Below are 18,418 nucleotides of genomic sequence, written 5' to 3'. Positions count from 1 at the left end.
CCGCCTGGCCGCGCCGTAAGCGTTTACGGGTTAGCCAGCGATCTGGGCCTTCTCCCATGCCTCAGCTGTGCGCAATTTTGCGGGCAATATTTGCGGCGATTTTTTCGGACATTGTTCTGTCTTTTATAAAAAAACGGACTACTTGGGGCGCCGTTTACAGCACCCCTGAAATCCCATGAGCCCCATATCCCCCACCGAGCTTCTCGGTGTTTCCGACGAGCGCCTTGCGGAGCTCTCCGCGCAGTTCCCCCAATTCGATCTGCCCAAGCTGGCCGAGGATTATAACCGCGACGGCTATGTCATCGTGCCTCAGCTTTTCTCCCCGGAGGAAGTCGAGGAGATCCGCCAGGTTTTTGCGAAGATCCAGGCCGAGGGCGTCCCGGGCCATTACGAGCCCCGAAAGATGGAGCTCTACCACAGCGCCCCCGAGAAGGACTACCCGCGCATGATGCACCCGCACCGCTACAACGAGCGCGCCCGCCACTACATGCTGCACCCGCTTATGCGCCCGATCCTCGAGGTCTGCATGGGCGGCGAACCGATCGCCACGCAGTCCATGTACTTTTTCAAACCGCCGGGCGGGCGCGGTCAGGCGATGCATCAGGACAACTTCTTCCTGATGGTCGAGCCGGGCACCTGTATTGGCGCATGGACGGCGATTGACGATGTCGATCAGGAAAACGGCTGCGTAATGGTCGTGCCCGGGTCGCATCGGCTCGACCTCATCTGCCACGAGCCAAAGGCAGAGACGACCCGGGAAAGCGACACCGCGATGCGCGTGCCCATGCCCAAGGACATCGAGCGGCCCGTGCCCGCCATCATGAAGTCCGGCGATACGCTCTTCTTTCACGGTAACGTGATCCACGGCTCCGCGCCGAATCGCTCCAAGACGCGCTTCCGCCGCTCCTTCGTCTGCCACTACGCGTTGGGCGACTTGAGCAAAATCTCCAACTACTACCTGCCACTGGTGCGGATGGATGGCTCCGAATTCACAGTGCCTGAAGCAAACGGCGGCGGCCCTTGCGGGGCCTGGGCCGGCTCCGCACACTACTAATCTCCCACTGCGCGTGGGGCGGTGGCGGGGCGCCACGTGCCATTCAATTTGCGATTTTGCCCGTGCGCTTCACGCCCGAGCAAAATCGCAAATTGAAGGAGCCTCCCCCAGTCGCGTTGCGACTGGGATTGAGGCATCAAATGCAAATGAAGCGGGATCCCATTGGGACGAAGTTTTTAGTTAACGGGTAAAAGTGTAGCGTCGGACGAGGCCCCAGCGAGGGCCTCGCCAGATAAGGCGGTCAACGACCGCGACCGAAGGTCGGGGAGCTCCTCACTGTGCGTTTCGTGTTTCGGGCGGAACGCCCGAAACACGAAACGCACAGTGAACGGGTGCAGGCACCGCCTGCCGCCGCCCGCGCAGGGCTGCCCTCCCGTCCCCACGCGCAGGGGTGGTCTCAGTCCGTGCGGTCGCTCAGCGAGAAGCGCAGGGCGTAGCGTCCTGCGGGGAGCAGGTATTGCGGGAGTGTGTCGGGGCCGCAGCTTGCCGTGCCCAAGCCGCGTTGGGCGTAGTCGATGTTGAGGTAAACTTCTGGTCGGGGGACCAGGTCGATCGTGTGCCTGGCGGCGAACAGATCGGCTGCGGTGAAGTGGCTGGCCGAAGCCTCAAAGGTCGGTGCGCCGATAACGCGCAACTGCGCTCCGCCGCCGCCCCTGCTGCGTTTCCCGTCGTGCAGGCGCAGCCAGCGCAGGTCTGTTTTGTTCCCGTATTCCTGGGGCAGGATGTAGGGCACATAATCGGCAGTGACGCTGGTCTCCCACACGCCGAGCAGGGCGCTGCGCTTGCGGTCGGAGTAGCTCTCCCAAGGCCCGCGGCCAAACCACTGGAGCTGCTCCAGCGCGGCGGGCAAGACGAGTGACACGCCGACGCGCGGCAGCTCGGGCAGCGCCTTATCAATCGCGAATTCGTTTTCCACACTGAGCTCACCACTCGGCGCGACGCGGTAGCGGTGCGTGTGGGTGAGGCTGCGCCGGGCGCCGGGCGCAAGCCAGCGCTGCCTGATCGTGATCGTGGCCGCCGCCCCACCTCGCGCCGTGCTCACGCGCGTTTGCGTATCGGTGAGCTCCAGGCGGTCGTAGCCTGCGGCCAGCCAGCGCGCGAGTGCCTTGTCACTGGCCGCGCCCCACATGGCATCCTCAAAGAGCTTCAGGCCATCGTTGTCGGTCGCCGCGCGCCAGAGGTTGAGCTGCGGGCCGCGCAGCGCGAGGAGCGCCTTGCCGCGGCGCAAGTTTTCGAGGTGTCCGCAGTCGCGGTTCACTTCAAATGCGACCTCTCCCGCTGCGTCGCCGCCCGTCGTGCTGATCGTCCAGCCCGTTCGGGTTTGGGCCACATCGAGTCGCGAGGGAAGCACCGCGCGGACGGCGGCGGGTTTGGCACTGGCGCGGCGCGGCTCCGCGCGGCGGGCGATGGCAAAGCTCGTGGCGGGCAGCGCGTGTTGTTCCCAGGCGAGCTCGTGGCCCGCGGCGCACCACGGCGTGGCCTTTCGCGTGAAGAAGCGGAAAGTGATGTGTGCCTCGGCTCCGGGCGGCAGGGCGAGAGCCGAGGTGTCGATGGAGAACTCCTCTTTCGCTTGCGGCGCGGTTTTAAAAAGAGGCAGCGAGCCCGCGAGCATCGCCTCGCCATCGACGAGGAGCGTCCACTCGCCGCGCAAATCGGCGAGGCGGGTAAACCAGCGGCGGTTTTCGATGACGAAACGGGACTTGCCCCTGACGCTGGCTTTCAGAGCGACGCGCACGGGCTGGGCGAGGTGCTTGTACTCGAGAAGGCCGGGATGTGGCACGCGGTCGGGCCATACGAGCCCGTCGCACACGAAGTTTTTGTCGTTGGGCACGTCGCCGAAATCGCCGCCGTAGGCCCAGTACTCGCGGCCATCGGGCGCACGCTTCACGAGCGCGTGGTCAACCCATTCCCAGATGAAGCCGCCTTGGAGGCCGTGGTGCGCATCGAAGGCGTCGAAGTAATCGGCGAGGCTGCCGTTGCTGTTGCCCATCGCGTGCGAGTACTCGCAGAGGATGAGCGGTCGCGGGTCGGTGCTTTTCGGAGCCCTGGCCCACGCGGTGATTTTTTCTATCGACGCGTACATGGGGCTCACGATGTCGGTGCCGACCTGGCCGCCCGACCAGTCGCGGTTGATCGCGCCTTCGTTGTTGACCGGCCGGCCCGGATCGCGGCGGCGCGCCCACGCGGCCATCGCGTCGTGGTGCGGGCCGTAGCCGCTCTCGTTGCCCATCGACCAGGCAATGATCGAGGGGTGGTTTTTATCGCGCTCGATCATGCGCACGGCGCGGTCGAGAAAGGCGGGTGCGTAGCGGCTGTCGACCGAGAGCTCGTGGTAAAACCCGTGCGCCTCGACGTTGGCCTCGTCCCACACGTAGAGCCCGTATTCGTCGCAGAGCTCGTACCAGTAAACGTCGTTGGGATAGTGCGAGGTGCGCACGGCGTTGATGTTGTGCTGCTTCATCGCGAGCACGTCGCGCAGCATGCCTTCGCGGGTGATGGCCTTGCCGCGGCGGTCGTCGTGCTCGTGGCGGTTTACGCCGACGATCAGGACGGGCTGCCCATTGATCAGCAGCTCGCGCGATTTGATCTCCACGCGGCGGAAGCCGGTGCGCACGGAGGTGTGCTCGATCTCGCTGCCATCGGGCGCGACCAGAGAGACGACCACCGTGTAGCGCGCGGGACTCTCCGCCGACCACAGGCGCGGGGCCTTTACGGGGATCTCGATCGCGAGCCGCTTGCGCGGATTATTCCACGAATCGCCGGTGGGAAACGCAGCCTCGTGCGGTTCCCTCAGCAGCGGCTTGCCCGCAGGATCGTAGAGGCGCACGCGCAGCCTGTGCCCGGGCTCGCCCCACTCGCCCGCCGAGCCGAGGCGGCCCTCGATCTTTAGTGTGCCCTTGCGCAGCGACTCATCGAGATCGGCGCGCACGAAGAGGTCTTCGATGTAGCTCGCCGCTTGCGAGTAGAGGTAGACCTCGCGGTGGATGCCCGCCATCCACCAGTGGTCCTGGTCTTCGATGAAACTGGCGTCCGACCACTTGATGACGACCGCGGTAAGCGTGTGCGTTTCTCCCGCGCGAACGTAGGGCGTGAGGTCAAACTCCGAGGGCAGGCGCGAGTCTTTGGCGAGGCCCACCGGTTGCCCATCGACCCACACAGCGAGCACGCTTTCGGCGGCGCCCACATGCAGGATCGTGCGCCGCCCGGCCCAACTGCGCGGCACGCCAAATGTGCGCCGATAAAGGCCGGTCGGGTTTGCCTCGGGCACCTCGGGCGGCTGGGTCGCAAAGGGCATCTGCACGTTGGTGTACTGCGGGCGGTCGTAGCCGTGCATCGTCCAGTTACTCGGCACAGGGAGCTTTGCCCAGCCTGTATCGGCTGCGGGCGCGGGCGCCGCGATGGCGTTCGCAGGTTTCAGGAGCTCCTCCGGCACCAGCTCCGGTTTTTCAAAGTAGCGAAAGTCCCACTCGCCATCGAGCGATTGCCACCAGGGCGACTTCGTGCGGTCGCCGCGCTGGGCGCTGGCCGCATCGGCATAGGGGTAAAGTGTAGCGCGAGCGGGGAGCCGGTTAAACGACAGCGTTTCGGGCGACATCCAAGACTTGAGGGGGCCGGTCTGTAGAAGTGTCATGGCAGCGCAGACGGCAAGGCAGCCTCCCCGCCAATGCGAGCGGCAAACATACGCCGCGCCTTAGGCAATAATGCTTAGGACGATCTGGACGAAGCGCTCGCGCGCCTCCATGTGCGGATTGTGGCCAGACTCGGGCAGCGTCGTGATTTGCGCGTGGGGGAAGTGCGCGCGGATCGTCTCGTGATCTTCGGCGCGCACATAGGGCGAGCGGCCACACGCGATGACGTGCGCCTCGCCCTCGAAGCGATCCGGCGCGGCCAGGACTTGCGATTCCAGCGCGGGCAGCGCGGCGGTGATCACCGGCAGGTTGATCGTCCAGCGCCACTGACCCGCTTCGTCCCGCTCAAGGTTCGTCGCGAGGAACTTCCGCATGCCCCAGTCCTTCACCCAAGGCTCCATCTGCCGCTCGGCCTCGGTGCGCGAAGTGAGTGTGCGCAGGTCGAGCGCGTTCATCGCGGCAAACTCGGGCCGCCCATCGGGCCACACGTAAGCGCGCGGGGTCGTATCCACGGCGATCAAGCGGCGCACCCGCTCGGGGTGATGGCAGGCCAGCCACATCGCCACGCGGCCCCCCATGCTATGCCCGAGCAAATCAACCGGAGCGGAGAGGTTTTGCGCATCCAGCCACGCGAGCACGTCACCCGCCATGCTCGCGTGATCCATCGGCCCGGCGTGCGGCGAGCGCCCGTGGTTGCGCAGATCGAGCGCGAAGACCCGGGCAGCCGCGCTCAAGTCGCGCCCGGCCGTCTGCCAGTTTCGCGACGAGCCGAGGAGCCCATGTAAAATGACCAATGGCGGCTGCCCCTCCTTCAACTCCCGCCCCTCCCTCACTTCGCCGCCGAGCTCACGATGAAAAAGTGCCAAACTCATGGCCGCCCAGCAATCAGCAGTGGCCCGAAGCAGCAACGCCGATTCTCGCGCCCCTAGGAAGGGAGGACGGCCCTACGCGGGCGGCGGCAGGCGGTGCCTGCACCCATTTACTGTGCCGCTTGTGGGCCGTGCGGAACGCACGGCCCACAAGCGGCACAGTAGAAAGGGCCCGACCGTTAATCAGTGATTCACTGGCAAATCGCTTCATCTCGCCCCAATGGGTTTCCGCTTCATTTGCATTTGATGCCTCAGTCCCAGTCGCAACGCGACTGGGGGGATGTCCCGTTAAATTTGCGATTTTGTTCGGGCGCGAAGCGCACGGGCAAAATCGCAAATTCAATGGCACGTGGCGCCCCGCCACCGCTGCACGCGTAGTGCGCTCCTCGACTCTTCTTTTGGGCGACCTGCCCGTTGCCCTCGCTCGAAAAAATAATGGGCCTTTGGCCCTTGCGCGGCATTTGCAGTTTATTCGACCGTCTCCCTTTACACCTATGAGCGAAAAACCGGCGACGAAACTTACCCCGATGATGGAGCAGTACTTCGAGGTAAAACGCGGCCTCCCCGAAGGCACGTTGCTCCTCTTCCGCCTGGGGGACTTTTTCGAACTCTTCTACGAAGATGCCGTCATCGCCTCGCGGCTCCTCGGCATCACGCTCACCAAGCGGCAGGACTACCCGATGGCGGGGCTGCCCTACCACGCCGCCGACAACTACGTCACAAAGCTCCTCGCCGCGGGCCGGAAGGTCGCCCTCTGCGACCAGTCGGGCCCCGTCAAGCCCGGCAAGCTGGTCAAACGCACGCTCACCCGCATCCTGACTCCCGGGACGACGCTTGCCGCCTCGCAGCTCGACGCCAACCGCAACCACTACCTCTGTGCGCTCGCCCACGATAAGCGCGGCCTGCACGCCTCCTGGCTCGACCTGTCCACCGGCGAATTCCGGCTCGCGAGCGATCCGCGCATCGAAAATCTCCTGCCCGTCCTCACCGCGCTTGCGCCCGCCGAGATCGTCCTCGCCGAGGGCGATCTTGAGCATTGGCAAGCGCAAGTCGCCGCACACGAGAGCGGCCAGGCCGAGCTGCGCGACCTCGTCCAGTTCTGCGCCGACCGCACCCGCAGCGAGGTCCCCGCGTACCACTTTGAGACCGCTGCCGGAGCGAAGACCGTCATGGACACGCTCGGCGTGCTCAATCTCGAAGGCTTCGGCCTCGCCGCCACGCATCCTGCGCTCGGTGCCGCAGGCGCCCTCCTTTACTACGCCACGGAAAACCTCCGCTCCCGCCCCGAAAACCTCCGCAAGCTCCAGGAATACCGCAGTAGCGGCACGCTCCTTCTCGATCCCGCCACGCTGCGAAATCTCGAGATCTTCAGCTCTTCGCGCGGCACCCGCGACGGCACGCTGCTCGAAGCGATCAACCGCACCCGGAGCGCCACCGGCGCACGCCTCCTTGAGCGCTGGCTCAGCGCCCCCACGCTCCAACTCGCCGAGATCCACCGGCGCCAGCATCTGGTGGGCGAGCTCGCCGCGCAGCCCGGTCGCCTCGCCGAGCTTCAAGACTCGCTCTCTCAGGTCCGCGACATTCCCCGCATCCTAGGCCGGCTGCAAAACCGGCTGCGCAATCCGCGCGAGCTCGCGGGCATCCGCGACTCACTCGCGCAGTTTCCAAAAATCCGCGCCGATATCGGGGACTGGGGCGGCCAGCTCGCCGACGAGTACAGCGCGCGAATCGCGCCCCTGCCCGAGCTTCTCGACCTGCTCTCGCGCGGCTTGGCCGACGAACTCCCGGGCGATGTCGCCGATGGCGGCATGATCCGTGCGGGGCACGACCAGGAGCTCGACCTGCTGCGCTCGCTCACCAGCAACAACAAAACCTGGCTCGCCCAACTCGAAGCCGAAGAGCAGCAGCGCACCGGCATCAAGAGCCTGAAGGTGAAATTCACCAACAACTTCGGCTACTACATCGAGGTCACCAAGGCGAACCTGCACCTCGTCCCCGAAAACTACATCCGCCGCCAGACCACGGTCGGCGGTGAGCGCTACATCACCGAAGAGCTTCGCCAAAAAGAGAAGGAGATCTTCACCTCCGAGGAGCGCGCAATCGCCCGCGAGCAAGACCTCTTTCATGCGCTCGTCTCCTCCGTCCTGGCCGAGGCCGAGCCGCTCGCCAGCACGGCGGACGCGCTCGCCGAGCTCGACGTCCTCGCAGGCTGGGCGACACTCGCGCGCGAGTGGGACTACACCTGCCCCATCGTCGATGAGAGCGACCAGCTCCTCATCGAGGAAGGCCGCCACCCCGTCGTGGAGCAGCGGCTAAAAGCGCCCGAGGCCGCCGCCACAGCCAGCGCGAGCAGCAGCGCGGCCTTCGTCCCCAACGATACCGAGCTGGCCTCCAACGGTGCGCAGCTCGCCCTCATCACCGGCCCAAACATGGCCGGTAAATCGACCTACATCCGCCAGGTCGCACTTATCGCCCTGCTCGGGCACATCGGCTGCTGGGTGCCTGCCAGGTCGTGCCGGATCGGCCTTGTAGACCGCATCTTCTCGCGTGTCGGTGCGAGCGACGACCTCGCGCGCGGCAACTCCACCTTCATGGTCGAGATGAACGAGACCGCAAACATCCTCAACAACGCCACCCGCCGCTCGCTCATCATCCTCGACGAGATTGGCCGCGGCACCTCGACCTACGATGGACTTTCGATTGCGTGGGCGGTCGTCGAGCATCTGCACGCCGACCCGGAAGCAGGCCCGCGCACGCTCTTCGCCACGCACTATCAGGAGCTCACCCAACTTGAGAAACACCTGCCGCGCCTGCGAAACCTCTCGGTCACGGTAAAGGAGTGGAACGATGAGATCGTCTTCGTGCGCCGCGTGCAGCCCGGAGCCGCCGACCGCAGCTACGGGATCCAGGTCGCCCGCCTCGCCGGGCTGCCACTCAGCGTAATCGAGCGCGCCAAAACAATCCTCTCCCGCCTCGAAAGCGAAGAGGCCGTAGTCGCCCTGCCCCCCACAAACCAGCCCGCCCCAGCAGCCCGCCCACGCAAGAAAATCACCGTCGAAGCAATCGACGACTCACAGCTCAGCCTCTTATGAAGACCGCACTGCGCGTGGGGCGGTGGCGGGTCGCCACTTCCATTCAATTTGGGAATCGGCCCCGTCGCTACGCGACGAAGCACGATTCCCAAATTTAACGGGACCTCCCCCAGTCGCAACGCGACTGGGGGAGGGGCATCAAATGCGGATGGAGCCCGTACCCATTGGGGCGAAGTTCGTTGGTTAACGGGTTAGCCGCCCGTTGGTCGGGCATTTTCAACTGTGCGGTTTGCTGCTGTGCGGAACGCACGGCACGCAAACCGCACAGTGAACGGGTGCAGGCACCGCCTGCCGCCGCCCGCGTAGGGCCGCCTTGCTGCCCCACGCGCAGTGGAGTCTTCGACTTGTCGGGGGGCCGCAGCAGTTTTAAGCGGCGTGTTGAGTCTCCGCCGCCTCGGGCCGTTTCAGTTCCCACAGTGCGCGGGCTTGAGAGATCAGCGTTTTCAGTGTCTCGGGTGTGATGGCCTGTTTCGGGTCATCGCCGATTCCTTTTTGCGGCTCGATGTGTGACTCGATGCAGAGCCCGTCTGCGCCGTAAGCCACGGCTGCGAGCGAGGCCGCAGGCACGTAAGCCGCCTTGCCCACCGAGTGGGAGGGATCGACGACGACGGCGGCCCAGGTCTTCTCCTTGAGCAGCGGCGTGGCGCTTTCGTCGGGGTGGTTGCGGTAGCCGTCGAGTGTGGGCGTCGTCCCGCGCGGGCACAGCATGATGTTCGGATTCCCGAAGGCGGCGATGTATTCGGCAGCCGAGATGAACTCGTTGAGCGGCCCCATGTGCATGCTGCGCTTGAGGAGTACGGAGACCTCGGGTCTTTGCGCAATCGCGCGGCCAATCGCGCGGAGCAACGAGTAGTTGAGTGCGTTGCGCGCGCCGACTTGCAGGATCGTCACGCCCGCATCGAGCGCGAGGGCGAGCTGCGCCTCATCCATTACCTCCGTATCGACGGGCAGCCCCGTACGGCGGGCGCCCTCCATCAAAATATCGAGTGAGCGATTATCGCCCTGGTAGCTATAGGGATTGGTGCGCGGCTTCCACACGCCACCGCGGATGGCTTGGGCTCCGGCTTCTTTTACGGCAGCCGCAGTTTCGTAAAAGTAATTTGGATTTTTCGGATCGATCGTGCAGGGGCCGGCGATGACCAGGAGCTGCTCTCCGAGCGTCATCTCGCCAATTTTCAGGCGGCCCCGCGCAAGGTCGGATCGGCGATCCATGAGTTTAAACGGCGACTGGATGCGGTCGATCCGGTCGATGTAGTCTAGGCCTTCGAGTCGGTTAATCATCAAGTCGTCACGCTCGTCACCCACGATCGCGTAGATCGTGCGCAGCGCTCCGGCGATTGGCTGGATCTGGCAGTCAAACTCGCCGACTATTGAGGTAACTTCACGGAGTTGCTTGGGGCTCAGGGAGTTGGCTTTGGGTAGAATCATCGTGGTGTACGGGTTGGTTTGAGGTCTGGGATGGGTTTTTGATCCAAAAAAAAAGACCGCCCATTTCGGGCGGCCTTTTTAAGTGAGAGAGCGTTTTTCAGAAAAATCCGGGTCTTCAGCTTAAGCGTTTGGGCAGCCCACGTGCGCAGCGGCGCGATAAAAAAAGCGCCAGAAGCTAAAACCAAACACGTAAAGGACTGCGGTCTGCATGAAGTGCGGCTTGGTCTGCGCGGCCCCCAGCGCACTGTCAACAACGGAGCGCATGGATGGGGCCGCAGGATGGCCCTACGCGGGCGGCGCGGTCGCAGACCGGTCTTATGGCGGTGCCTGCACCCATTTACTGTGCGGTTTGCATGCCGTGCGTTCCGCACAGCAGCAAACCGCACAGTTGAAAATGCCCGACCAAAGGGCGGCTAACCCGTTAACCAAAAACTTCGCCCCAATGGGTACGGGCTCCATCCGCATTTGATGCCTCACTCCCAGTCGCAACGCGACTGGGGGATGGCCCGTTAAATTTGCGATTTTGTCCGGGCGCGCAGCGCACGGGAAAAATCGCAAATTGAATGGAAGTGGCGACCCGCCACCGCCCCACGCGCAGTGGGGTCAGAGACCCTCTCATTATGCGAGCCGCTCGTTGGCGGCTCGTCAGCTTCGACCGGCTTATTGGGTGGCGAGGCGGTGCCTCGCCGGCGGGAAATTTAGAGTAGTGCACCGAAGGCTTCGGGGAGGGGCGCGGTGGCCGCAAAGGAGTAGTTCGCGTCGCGCCAGGTGTAGTCGAAGCGGGTTTCCAGCGAGTGGAGGAAAAGCCGTTTGGTGCCGTGTGTTTTGGCGAAGGCACGGTTGGCGGCGAAGTCGCCGTAAGTCGCATCGCCGACGATTGGCAGGCCGCGTCGCGCACACTGCACGCGCAGTTGGTGGCTGCGGCCCGTGAGCGGCTCCAGTTGCAGCAGCGACAGCGCCTTGTGGCCCGCGACGCCGTGCAGTGCGCCGCTGCGCAAAACGCGCACGCGGCACTCTGCGCTGAGTGCACCGCTGCGTGTGGCCTGCGTGCGGATCTGACCGCCGCGCTTTTCTACACTCAGCCGGTCGCGCCACAGCGCGGAGGGCTGCGCGGGCTTTCCGAAGACGAGGGCGACATAGGTCTTGTGCACCGAGCGGTTGCGAAACTCGCGCCGGATCGACTCGGCCAGCCCTTCCGTGTGGCACACGAGCAGCACGCCCGAGGTCGCCGAGTCCAGGCGGTTGAGGAGCCAGAGGCGGGCTTTCCCAGCGGATGATTTTTTTGCGGGCTGCTTGGTGACGACCTGCCCCTCGCCCGTCACTCCGGCTTCCGGCGAACTCAGTTCGTAGCACTCCCGCTGCAAATCGTACGGCGCGCGAAGGAGCGCGCGGTGCTCGTCGCCACCCGCATTGGGGTGCGAGAGCAGGCCCGCCGGTTTGTACAGCGCGGCCACGCCATTGGCATCGTGCGCGAGCAGCACGACGTCGCGCCCGAGCGGCAGCGCCGCCCAATCCCACGCGCAGTCGCTCCCCTGCCCTGCCCGCCCCGCCTCGGCCCTCGGCGACCCGGCCTCACCTTGCGCACTCACCGGTAGTAAAAGGTAAAGGTCATCTCCTGCTCCTCGCCGAGGATGCGCTTCATGTCGTCCGTCCACTCGCCGTACGGGGCGCGCGAAGTGATGGCGCTCACGCAGCTTTGCTTGCCGAGCTCTCCGGCGCTGCCTTCGACGCTCACGATCCGCGCGATTTCGCCGCGGTCGTTGATGGCAAACTTCACGCTCACCTGAGTGTTTGAGCCCGGGTAGACGCGGCTCTGGAGCAGGATGCGATCCCACTGGATCTGCACTGTCTCGATGAGTTGCTGGAGGTATTGGCCGTAGTTGCTCCAGCGCGCATCAATCCCCGTCGGGCCAATGTTTGCGGTGCCCGCGAGGTTTTCGGTAAAGATCGCTGGCCGCGCGCGCACCTTCTGCGGCTCCAGTCGCGGCCTCGGCAGGGGGCGCGTCGGATCGATGCGCAAGCGCCCGAGCGGCCCCGTAAGCGCGGGCGCGTCTTTCACGCCTTCGACGTATTCGTCAAACTCTGCCGAGCCCTCGGGGACTTCGGCCACATTGGAGCCGTAACCGTCGCTGCCATCACTCGGCAGTTTTTCAAAACCGCTCAGAGGGATTTCCTCACGCCGCGCCGAGTCGGCCTGCTCTTCGGCAGTCTCTTCGTTTTCCTCCACAGGCGGCGGCGGGCTCGGCTCGGGCGGCAGCGGCGGGGGCTGCTCGGTGAGCTCACCGGAGACGATCTGGCTGGTCTGGATTTCGGTTTGGCCTTCGAGGAAAGGGCGGTCGCCGCTCATGTCCTCCGACTCTTCGGGCTGCGCGCTCTGCTGGTTTTGCGCGCCGAAGTTTACGGTCGAGTCAGGCTCGTTATCCGGCGCATCGGGGTTTACCTCGACAAAGTTAAATGGATCGGGCGGCGGCGCTTGCCCGGCGAGTTGCTCAAGCAGCGGGTCCTCGAGCTCGATGTTGAACTCCTGGCTCCTCTCGCCAGCCGGCGGCAGGCTGCCGTGCTCAAAGCGCAACAACCGGGGCCCGAGCAACAGCAGCAACACATGGATGAGGACCGTCCCCGCGATGCCGATCTGCACCGAGCGATCCTTGCCGCTGCCGCGCACGATCTCGGGGAGCGGCCCACGACTGCGGTCGCGCTCCTGGCGCTGCTTGGCCTGCGTTTCGGCGAGGAGATCCATTTAACGAAATAGCAAGGATTGGGAGGGGGAGAGGCGGAATGAGGCGGAGTGAATCCGTAGGCGTAAAGCGCGGGGGCGCGAGGCGTAAGCCGGAGCCGCGTGCGCAGCACGTACATGGCAGCGGATCGCGAGAAGCCCATCACAAGACCCGCGCCCGGACGAGGAGTTCTTTCGTTTCCTCCAGCGGCAAGCCGATGATGTTTGAAAGCGAGCCGCGGCGCGAGGCCACGATCATTTCCCCATGCTCCTGGATCGAGTAGCCGCCCGCCTTGTCGAGTGTGTGAACCTTGGCGAGGTAGGCTTCGATCAATGCCTCCTCCAGCGGCTTGAACGTGACCTCGCTGCTCACGCGCGCTTCGAGGCGCAGGCCGCTCTGCCCGCAGCGCAGCGCCAGTCCGGTAAACACGGTGTGCGTGCGGCCGCTGAGCTCGCGCAGCATCGCCCGCGCCTCTGCCGCGCCAGCCGGTTTGTTGAGCACGCGCTCGCCGATGAAAACCGTCGTGTCCGCGCCGAGCACCACGGCCTCAGGGTGCCGCTCCGCCACCCAGTCGGCCTTTAGCGCGGCATTGTGCGCGACCATCACACGCGGATCGGTCGCCGGATCTTCGTGCTCGGTGACTTCTGCGGCGACGATATCGAAACCGCTGATCAACTGCGCGAGCAGCTCGCGCCTGCGCGGCGAGGCGGAGGCGAGGATGAGCCGCTGCCGTGGCGACGGATGCGGGAGGCAGGGAGATTGGCTTGGGCCTATGTGATTTTGGGTGGCACTCATCAGGAGCGGGAGGGAGGGAGGCGGCGGGAGGGCAAACCGGAGTAAGCCGTAAGCTGCGACCGGCAAGCCTTGCGGGTTGCTAGCTCGGCGAAATCCCCCAAAGCCTTGCCTCCTCACGCGTTTCCACACCGCCTCCGCGACACCACTTAAAAAATCCCATGCCCACCGGCCCCGCCCAAATCCGCACCACCGCAGGCCCGCTCGCCCGCCGCCGCCCAGCCCACGGCAGCTCGACCAACAGCGGAAAACCCGCTCATCCGATCTGGCCGCTCCCCGAGCTCTACGCGGCGCTCTCCGGCGGGATCCGCGACTACGCCCGAGCCAACGGCTTTCAGCGCGTGCTCGTCGCCCTCTCCGGAGGGATCGACTCCGCGCTGGTCGCCGCGCTCGCGGTCGAGGCCCTCGGAGCGGCCAGCGTGACTGGCGTCTCGCTGCCCTCCGTCCACTCCTCGCAACACTCGCGCGACGATGCCCGCGCCCTCGCCCAAAACCTCGGCATCTGCTTCGAGACGATAGAGATCGCCGCGCCCGTCGCTGCCGCCGAGGCCGCCCTGGCCCCGCTCTTCACCGGCTACGCACCCGACCTCACCGAGGAAAACATCCAGGCCCGCATGCGCGGCCTGCTCATGATGGCGCTCTCCAACAAGTTTGGCGCGCTGCTCCTCGCCACTGGAAACAAAAGCGAAGCCGCCGTCGGCTACTGCACGCTCTACGGCGACATGTGCGGCGGGCTCGCGCCAATCGCCGGCCTTTACAAAACGGAGGTCTACGCGCTCAGCCGCTGGATCAACCGCGAGCTGGGCGGGGGGAGCGGGAGGGGCGAGATCATCCCGCAAAACACGATTGATAAGCCGCCCAGTGCCGAGCTGCGCCCGGGCCAGAAAGACCAGGACAGCCTGCCGCCCTACGATGTGCTCGACGCCGTGCTCCGGCGCTATTTCGACGACGGCGCGACGCGTGCCGAACTCGTGGCGGAAGGCTTTGCGGAGGCACTCGTCAACGACATCGCCGCCAAGGTCGACCGCTCCGAATACAAACGCGCCCAAGCCGCCCCCGCACTCAACCTCAGCCTCTCGCAATGACGACCACTCCCGCCGCACAAACTGAAGCCCACGCTGCACAACACAGCGCTGCCGACTCGCTCAAAAACTTTCCTGATGCCACTCCCTCGACGCGCACCAACGAGCGCGCGCATGAAAGAGAGGCCGAGGCCTTCGCCGCCGAGCGCGCGCCAAATGAAAGCCCCGAAGAGCCCGTCGCAGCTTCTACGCCGGCAGCGGCATTCAAGCGCGCGCAGCAAGTCATGCCCGGCGGGGTAAACTCGCCCGTGCGCGCTTTCCGCGCGATTGGCGGCACGCCCTTTTTCGTGAGCTCCGCCCAAGGGGCCACACTCACCACGAGTGACGGGCGCGAGTTGATCGACTTTGTCTGCACCTGGGGGCCCGCGATCCACGGGCACAACCACCCGAAAATCCGCGCCGCAATCGCCGAGGCACTCGGGCGCGGCACCTCCTTTGGCACGCCGCATCTGGGCGAGATCGAGCTCGCCGAACTCATCACCCAGTTCTTCCCCTCGATCCAGAAGCTGCGCCTGTGCAACAGCGGCACCGAGGCCACGATGTCCGCCATCCGGCTGGCGCGCGGCTTCACGGGGCGCGACCGCATCATCAAATTCTCCGGCTGCTACCACGGCCACAGCGACTCGCTGCTGATCAAGGCGGGCTCGGGCGCGCTCACCCACGGCCACCCCGACAGCGCGGGCGTGCCTGCGGCCTTCGCCCAGGAAACCCTCGTCCTGCCCTACAACGATTGCGCCGCGCTCGACGCCGCCTTTGCCGCGCAGCCCGAGAAAATCGCCGCCGTCATTCTGGAGCCCTATTGCGGAAACGTCGGCTTCATCATGCCCGATCCGGGCTACCTCGCCCACCTGCGCGCCATCACCCGGAAGTATGGGGCACTCCTCATTTTTGACGAAGTGATGACCGGCTTCCGGCTCGCGCGCGGCGGCGTGCAAGAGCTCGAAGGCATCAGCCCCGACCTCACCTGTTTGGGAAAAATCATCGGCGGCGGCCTTCCCGTCGGCGGCTTCGGTGGCCGCGCCGAAGTCATGGACTACCTCGCGCCGCTCGGCCCCGTTTACCAAGCGGGCACGCTCAGCGGAAATCCGCTCGCCGTCGCGGCGGGCATCGCTGCGCTGCGGCTGCTCGAAGAAGAAAACCCTTACGCACAGCTTGCTGCGCTTGGGCGCCAACTGCGCGACGCCGCGCTCGCTGCGGCGCGCGCAAAAGGCATCGCGCTCCAGGTCCCGCAGTGCGGTTCCATGTTCAGCTTCTTCTTCAGTGCGGAGCCGGTGCGCGACTACGCCAGCGCGCTGCGCAGCGACGCAGCGCTCTACGCGCGGCTCTTTCACGCGGCGCTCGACCGCGGCGTCTACCTCGCGCCCAGTGCTTACGAAGCGGGCTTCATCAGCACTGCCCACGCGGGTCCGGCAATCGACCGCGCCTGCGACGTGATCGCCGAAGCCATCCGTTTACTTTAAGACCGCGCTCCCCCGCTCACCGATTCAAACCAAGGGGCACCCGCCCGGGCCGCCCTTCCCTTATAAAATGCGATCCCTGCTCCTCCCCGTTTTCCTCGCTGCGCTTTCTTCCCTGCCGCAGCTCGCTGCACAAACGCCCCCTGCCCCGCCCACAGTCGCGCCGACCGAGCCGCCCCTCCCGCCGCGCCTATCCGCAGTCCAGCCGGCCAACCCCGAGTTTTTGCCGCTCGCAGAGCTCCGCCCCGGAATGCGCGGGGAGGTCTGGACGGTTTTTCGCGGCACCGAGCCCGAGCCTTTTGAGGTCGAGGTGACGGGCGTGATCCACGACGCGCTCGGCCCGGGCAAGTCGCTCATCCTCTGCCTGCTCACCGACGCGCGAGTGCAACACATGGGCGCCGTCGCGGGCATGAGCGGCAGTCCGCTCTATATCGAAGGCCGCCTCGCGGGTGCGCTCTCCTATCAGGTCCAGAAGTTTGAGACCGTGCGCTACGCAGGTTTTACGCCGATAGAAGACCTGCTCGAAGTTGGCGAAAAATCCCGACAACTCGCCGCCGCTCAAACCGAGGAGTCCGCGCGCCGTAATGGCGGCCCCACGCTTGCTACGACCACCGCCGCCCGCAAGTCCGCCCCCGCCACTGCGCCGACTGCCGATGTGCTGCGCCCGCTCTCGCCCGTCTTCGCCGTGGGCGGGCTTTCGCCGCAGGTAGTCGATTGGCTGCGCCCGCAGTTTGCCGAGCTCGGGCTCCGGGTTTCCTCACTCGGCGGGAGGAGCGGGAGGGGCGGACTGGATGCAACGGCAGCGGGCGGCGCGCCAGATAAAGACAGGCTGCGCCCGGGTGATGCCGTCGCCGTCGCGCTCACTACGGGCGATATCTCCCTCGCAGGGACGGGCACCGTCTCCTACGTCGAGGGCGACCGGCTTATCGCCTTTGGCCATCCGATGATGAGCTTGGGCGAAGTCGCGCTACCGATGGCGCGCGCCGAGATCGTCACGATCCTGCCCTCAAGCGAGAACTCGGTAAAAATCGCCAACACGGGCGAGCTCATCGGCACGATCAATCAGGACCGGCTCTCCGCAATCGCCGGATTTTTTGGGAAAACCCCGCCTATGATTCCGGTCGAGGTCGCGATTGAGCCCACCGCGCCAAGCCGCCACGGCGAGGCAAATGCCGTACCCGCTGCGCCGACCGGTAGCGGTGCTCATGGCACCGCCACTGCTGCCGCGCGCACGCTGCATTTTAGCGTCGTGCCGCACCCGCAACTCATGCCGCTGGCAGTCGGCGTTGGCGCAGCACAAGCCACGCTCGGCTCAAACGATGCGGGCCTCAACGAAGGCGCGCGACTCATCGCCGAGTTCAGTTTCCCGGGCGAGGCTCCCGTGCGTTTCGAGACGCTCCTCGCCGGGGCGCAAGGCGCCTTGCAAGGCATCAGCGATCTCGCGCGCGGCATCGGCAGCCTCATGCAAAACCCCTACGAACGCGTCTTCCCCACCGAGGTGAAGCTGCGCCTGCGCCCTCTGGCGGAAAACCCGCTCACGACCATCGAGTCCGTGCAGCTCTCGCGCAGCGAGCTCGCCCCCGGGGAGCCGCTCACGCTCACGATCCAGTGGCGAAACTTCCAGGGCGCGGTCAGCCGCACGCGCATCCCCATCCCGATCTCGCCCGAGTGGCTGGGCAAGTCGCTCGAAGTCATCGTCGCTCGCGGCGATCTGCTCGACCAGGTCACGGGCCGCCAGTTCATAAACAACAACACGCAGCTGCGCAGCTTCTCCGCGTACCTCGACTTCGTCCGTCAGGCGCGCAGCAACACGGGCTTGAGCATCGCCGTCGTCGAGCGCGCGGGCCTCTTCCTCGACCAGGCGCAGGCCACGCGCGAGCTGCCCGCCTCACTCGCCCGCATCGCCCAGCGCAGCGACTCCGCCCGCTACCAGAGCCGCCGTACGGGCACGGTCCTTTGGGAAACGCAAAGCCTCCCCGACCGGCTCGTCACCACCGCCCACCGCCTCAGCTTCCGCGTCGTCGATTAAGCCGCACACACGCTCCTTCCCCGCACTGCACAACGTCGCCCCCTTTCGTGCTCCGCTCTCCTCCTCGCCTGCCCTTTCGCCGAAGGAGCACCGCACCGAGTCCCAAAGCGGCAAAAGCCGCGCCATAAGTACCCGCCTCAGGAATCGGAACCCACCGGTCATTAGTAGCGACTATAAGGTCATAATAAGTCCACTCGCACCACCAGTTCTTGCCCGGCCAATAGTGACGGATACTCATCAACTTTCCATCCACCTCCATAGCGATATTT

At 65.5% G+C, this 18,418-nt stretch carries 12 protein-coding genes; 5 read left to right on the top strand and 7 right to left on the bottom strand.

Features of this window, described 5'->3' with window-relative positions:
- Window positions 1-175 precede the first annotated feature (175 nt).
- Entirely contained in the window at window positions 176-1,054 is an 879-nt protein-coding gene (locus AXK11_RS04600; protein ID WP_082780893.1) for a phytanoyl-CoA dioxygenase family protein, read from the top strand.
- Between the two features lie 397 nt (window positions 1,055-1,451).
- Here AXK11_RS04600 and AXK11_RS04595 read toward each other — a convergent pair whose 3' ends face one another.
- A complete protein-coding gene (locus AXK11_RS04595; RefSeq protein WP_082780892.1) occupies window positions 1,452-4,685 on the bottom strand; it encodes a glycoside hydrolase family 2 TIM barrel-domain containing protein in 3,234 nt (1,077 codons plus the stop codon).
- Window positions 4,686-4,745: 60 nt separating this feature from the next.
- Window positions 4,746-5,555 (bottom strand): alpha/beta fold hydrolase, encoded by an 810-nt coding sequence (locus AXK11_RS04590; protein ID WP_068629770.1) that lies wholly within the window; start codon window positions 5,553-5,555, stop codon window positions 4,746-4,748.
- A gap of 491 nt (window positions 5,556-6,046) precedes the next feature.
- Between AXK11_RS04590 and mutS the strand changes: the two genes are divergently transcribed.
- Window positions 6,047-8,644 (top strand): DNA mismatch repair protein MutS, encoded by a 2,598-nt coding sequence (gene mutS, locus AXK11_RS04580; RefSeq protein WP_068629765.1) that lies wholly within the window; start codon window positions 6,047-6,049, stop codon window positions 8,642-8,644.
- Window positions 8,645-9,010: 366 nt separating this feature from the next.
- Here the strand turns inward: mutS and AXK11_RS04575 are convergent, their stop codons facing one another.
- The 5 genes from AXK11_RS04575 to AXK11_RS04560 form a co-directional block, all read right to left on the bottom strand.
- Entirely contained in the window at window positions 9,011-10,072 is a 1,062-nt protein-coding gene (locus AXK11_RS04575; RefSeq protein WP_068629763.1) for a 3-deoxy-D-arabino-heptulosonate 7-phosphate synthase, read from the bottom strand.
- Window positions 10,073-10,192: 120 nt separating this feature from the next.
- Window positions 10,193-10,336, bottom strand: a complete 144-nt coding sequence (locus AXK11_RS09730; protein WP_156469200.1) for a hypothetical protein — start codon at window positions 10,334-10,336, stop codon at window positions 10,193-10,195.
- Between the two features lie 434 nt (window positions 10,337-10,770).
- A complete protein-coding gene (locus AXK11_RS04570) occupies window positions 10,771-11,661 on the bottom strand; it encodes an RluA family pseudouridine synthase (RefSeq protein WP_231865758.1) in 891 nt (296 codons plus the stop codon).
- Window positions 11,658-12,812 carry a hypothetical protein gene (locus AXK11_RS04565; protein ID WP_068629762.1) on the bottom strand — a complete coding sequence of 385 codons (1,155 nt, stop codon included), beginning with the start codon at window positions 12,810-12,812 and terminating at the stop codon, window positions 11,658-11,660. The genes AXK11_RS04570 and AXK11_RS04565 overlap by 4 nt, the downstream gene beginning before the upstream one ends.
- A gap of 139 nt (window positions 12,813-12,951) precedes the next feature.
- Window positions 12,952-13,584 (bottom strand): Maf family protein, encoded by a 633-nt coding sequence (locus AXK11_RS04560; RefSeq protein WP_068629794.1) that lies wholly within the window; start codon window positions 13,582-13,584, stop codon window positions 12,952-12,954.
- 158 nt (window positions 13,585-13,742) lie between these two features.
- Here AXK11_RS04560 and nadE point away from each other — a divergent pair, with 158 nt between their 5' ends.
- The 3 genes from nadE to AXK11_RS04545 all read left to right on the top strand — a co-directional run bounded on the left by nadE (window position 13,743) and on the right by AXK11_RS04545 (window position 18,149).
- Window positions 13,743-14,666 (top strand): NAD(+) synthase, encoded by a 924-nt coding sequence (nadE, locus tag AXK11_RS04555; protein WP_068629760.1) that lies wholly within the window; start codon window positions 13,743-13,745, stop codon window positions 14,664-14,666.
- Between the two features lie 221 nt (window positions 14,667-14,887).
- Window positions 14,888-16,123 (top strand): glutamate-1-semialdehyde 2,1-aminomutase, encoded by a 1,236-nt coding sequence (gene hemL, locus AXK11_RS04550; RefSeq protein WP_068629793.1) that lies wholly within the window; start codon window positions 14,888-14,890, stop codon window positions 16,121-16,123.
- Between the two features lie 67 nt (window positions 16,124-16,190).
- Window positions 16,191-18,149: a SpoIVB peptidase S55 domain-containing protein gene (locus tag AXK11_RS04545; protein ID WP_068629758.1), complete on the top strand. Its 1,959-nt coding sequence runs from the start codon at window positions 16,191-16,193 to the stop codon at window positions 18,147-18,149.
- The last annotated feature ends 269 nt before the right edge of the window (window positions 18,150-18,418 follow it).

The sequence above is a fragment of the Cephaloticoccus primus genome (genome assembly GCF_001580015.1).
Lineage (GTDB): Bacteria > Verrucomicrobiota > Verrucomicrobiia > Opitutales > Opitutaceae > Cephaloticoccus > Cephaloticoccus primus.
This window is presented reverse-complemented; position numbering and strand designations above follow the sequence as displayed.

Coding starts and splice junctions, on each gene's coding strand:
- AXK11_RS04565 (WP_068629762.1), bottom strand. CDS start 12,812: ATGGATCTCCTCGCCGAAACGCAGGCCAAGCAGCGCCAGGAGCGCGAC.
- nadE (WP_068629760.1), top strand. CDS start 13,743: ATGCCCACCGGCCCCGCCCAAATCCGCACCACCGCAGGCCCGCTCGCC.
- AXK11_RS04545 (WP_068629758.1), top strand. CDS start 16,191: ATGCGATCCCTGCTCCTCCCCGTTTTCCTCGCTGCGCTTTCTTCCCTG.
- AXK11_RS04590 (WP_068629770.1), bottom strand. CDS start 5,555: ATGAGTTTGGCACTTTTTCATCGTGAGCTCGGCGGCGAAGTGAGGGAG.
- mutS (WP_068629765.1), top strand. CDS start 6,047: ATGAGCGAAAAACCGGCGACGAAACTTACCCCGATGATGGAGCAGTAC.
- AXK11_RS09730 (WP_156469200.1), bottom strand. CDS start 10,336: ATGCGCTCCGTTGTTGACAGTGCGCTGGGGGCCGCGCAGACCAAGCCG.
- AXK11_RS04600 (WP_082780893.1), top strand. CDS start 176: ATGAGCCCCATATCCCCCACCGAGCTTCTCGGTGTTTCCGACGAGCGC.
- hemL (WP_068629793.1), top strand. CDS start 14,888: ATGCCCGGCGGGGTAAACTCGCCCGTGCGCGCTTTCCGCGCGATTGGC.
- AXK11_RS04560 (WP_068629794.1), bottom strand. CDS start 13,584: ATGAGTGCCACCCAAAATCACATAGGCCCAAGCCAATCTCCCTGCCTC.
- AXK11_RS04595 (WP_082780892.1), bottom strand. CDS start 4,685: ATGACACTTCTACAGACCGGCCCCCTCAAGTCTTGGATGTCGCCCGAA.
- AXK11_RS04575 (WP_068629763.1), bottom strand. CDS start 10,072: ATGATTCTACCCAAAGCCAACTCCCTGAGCCCCAAGCAACTCCGTGAA.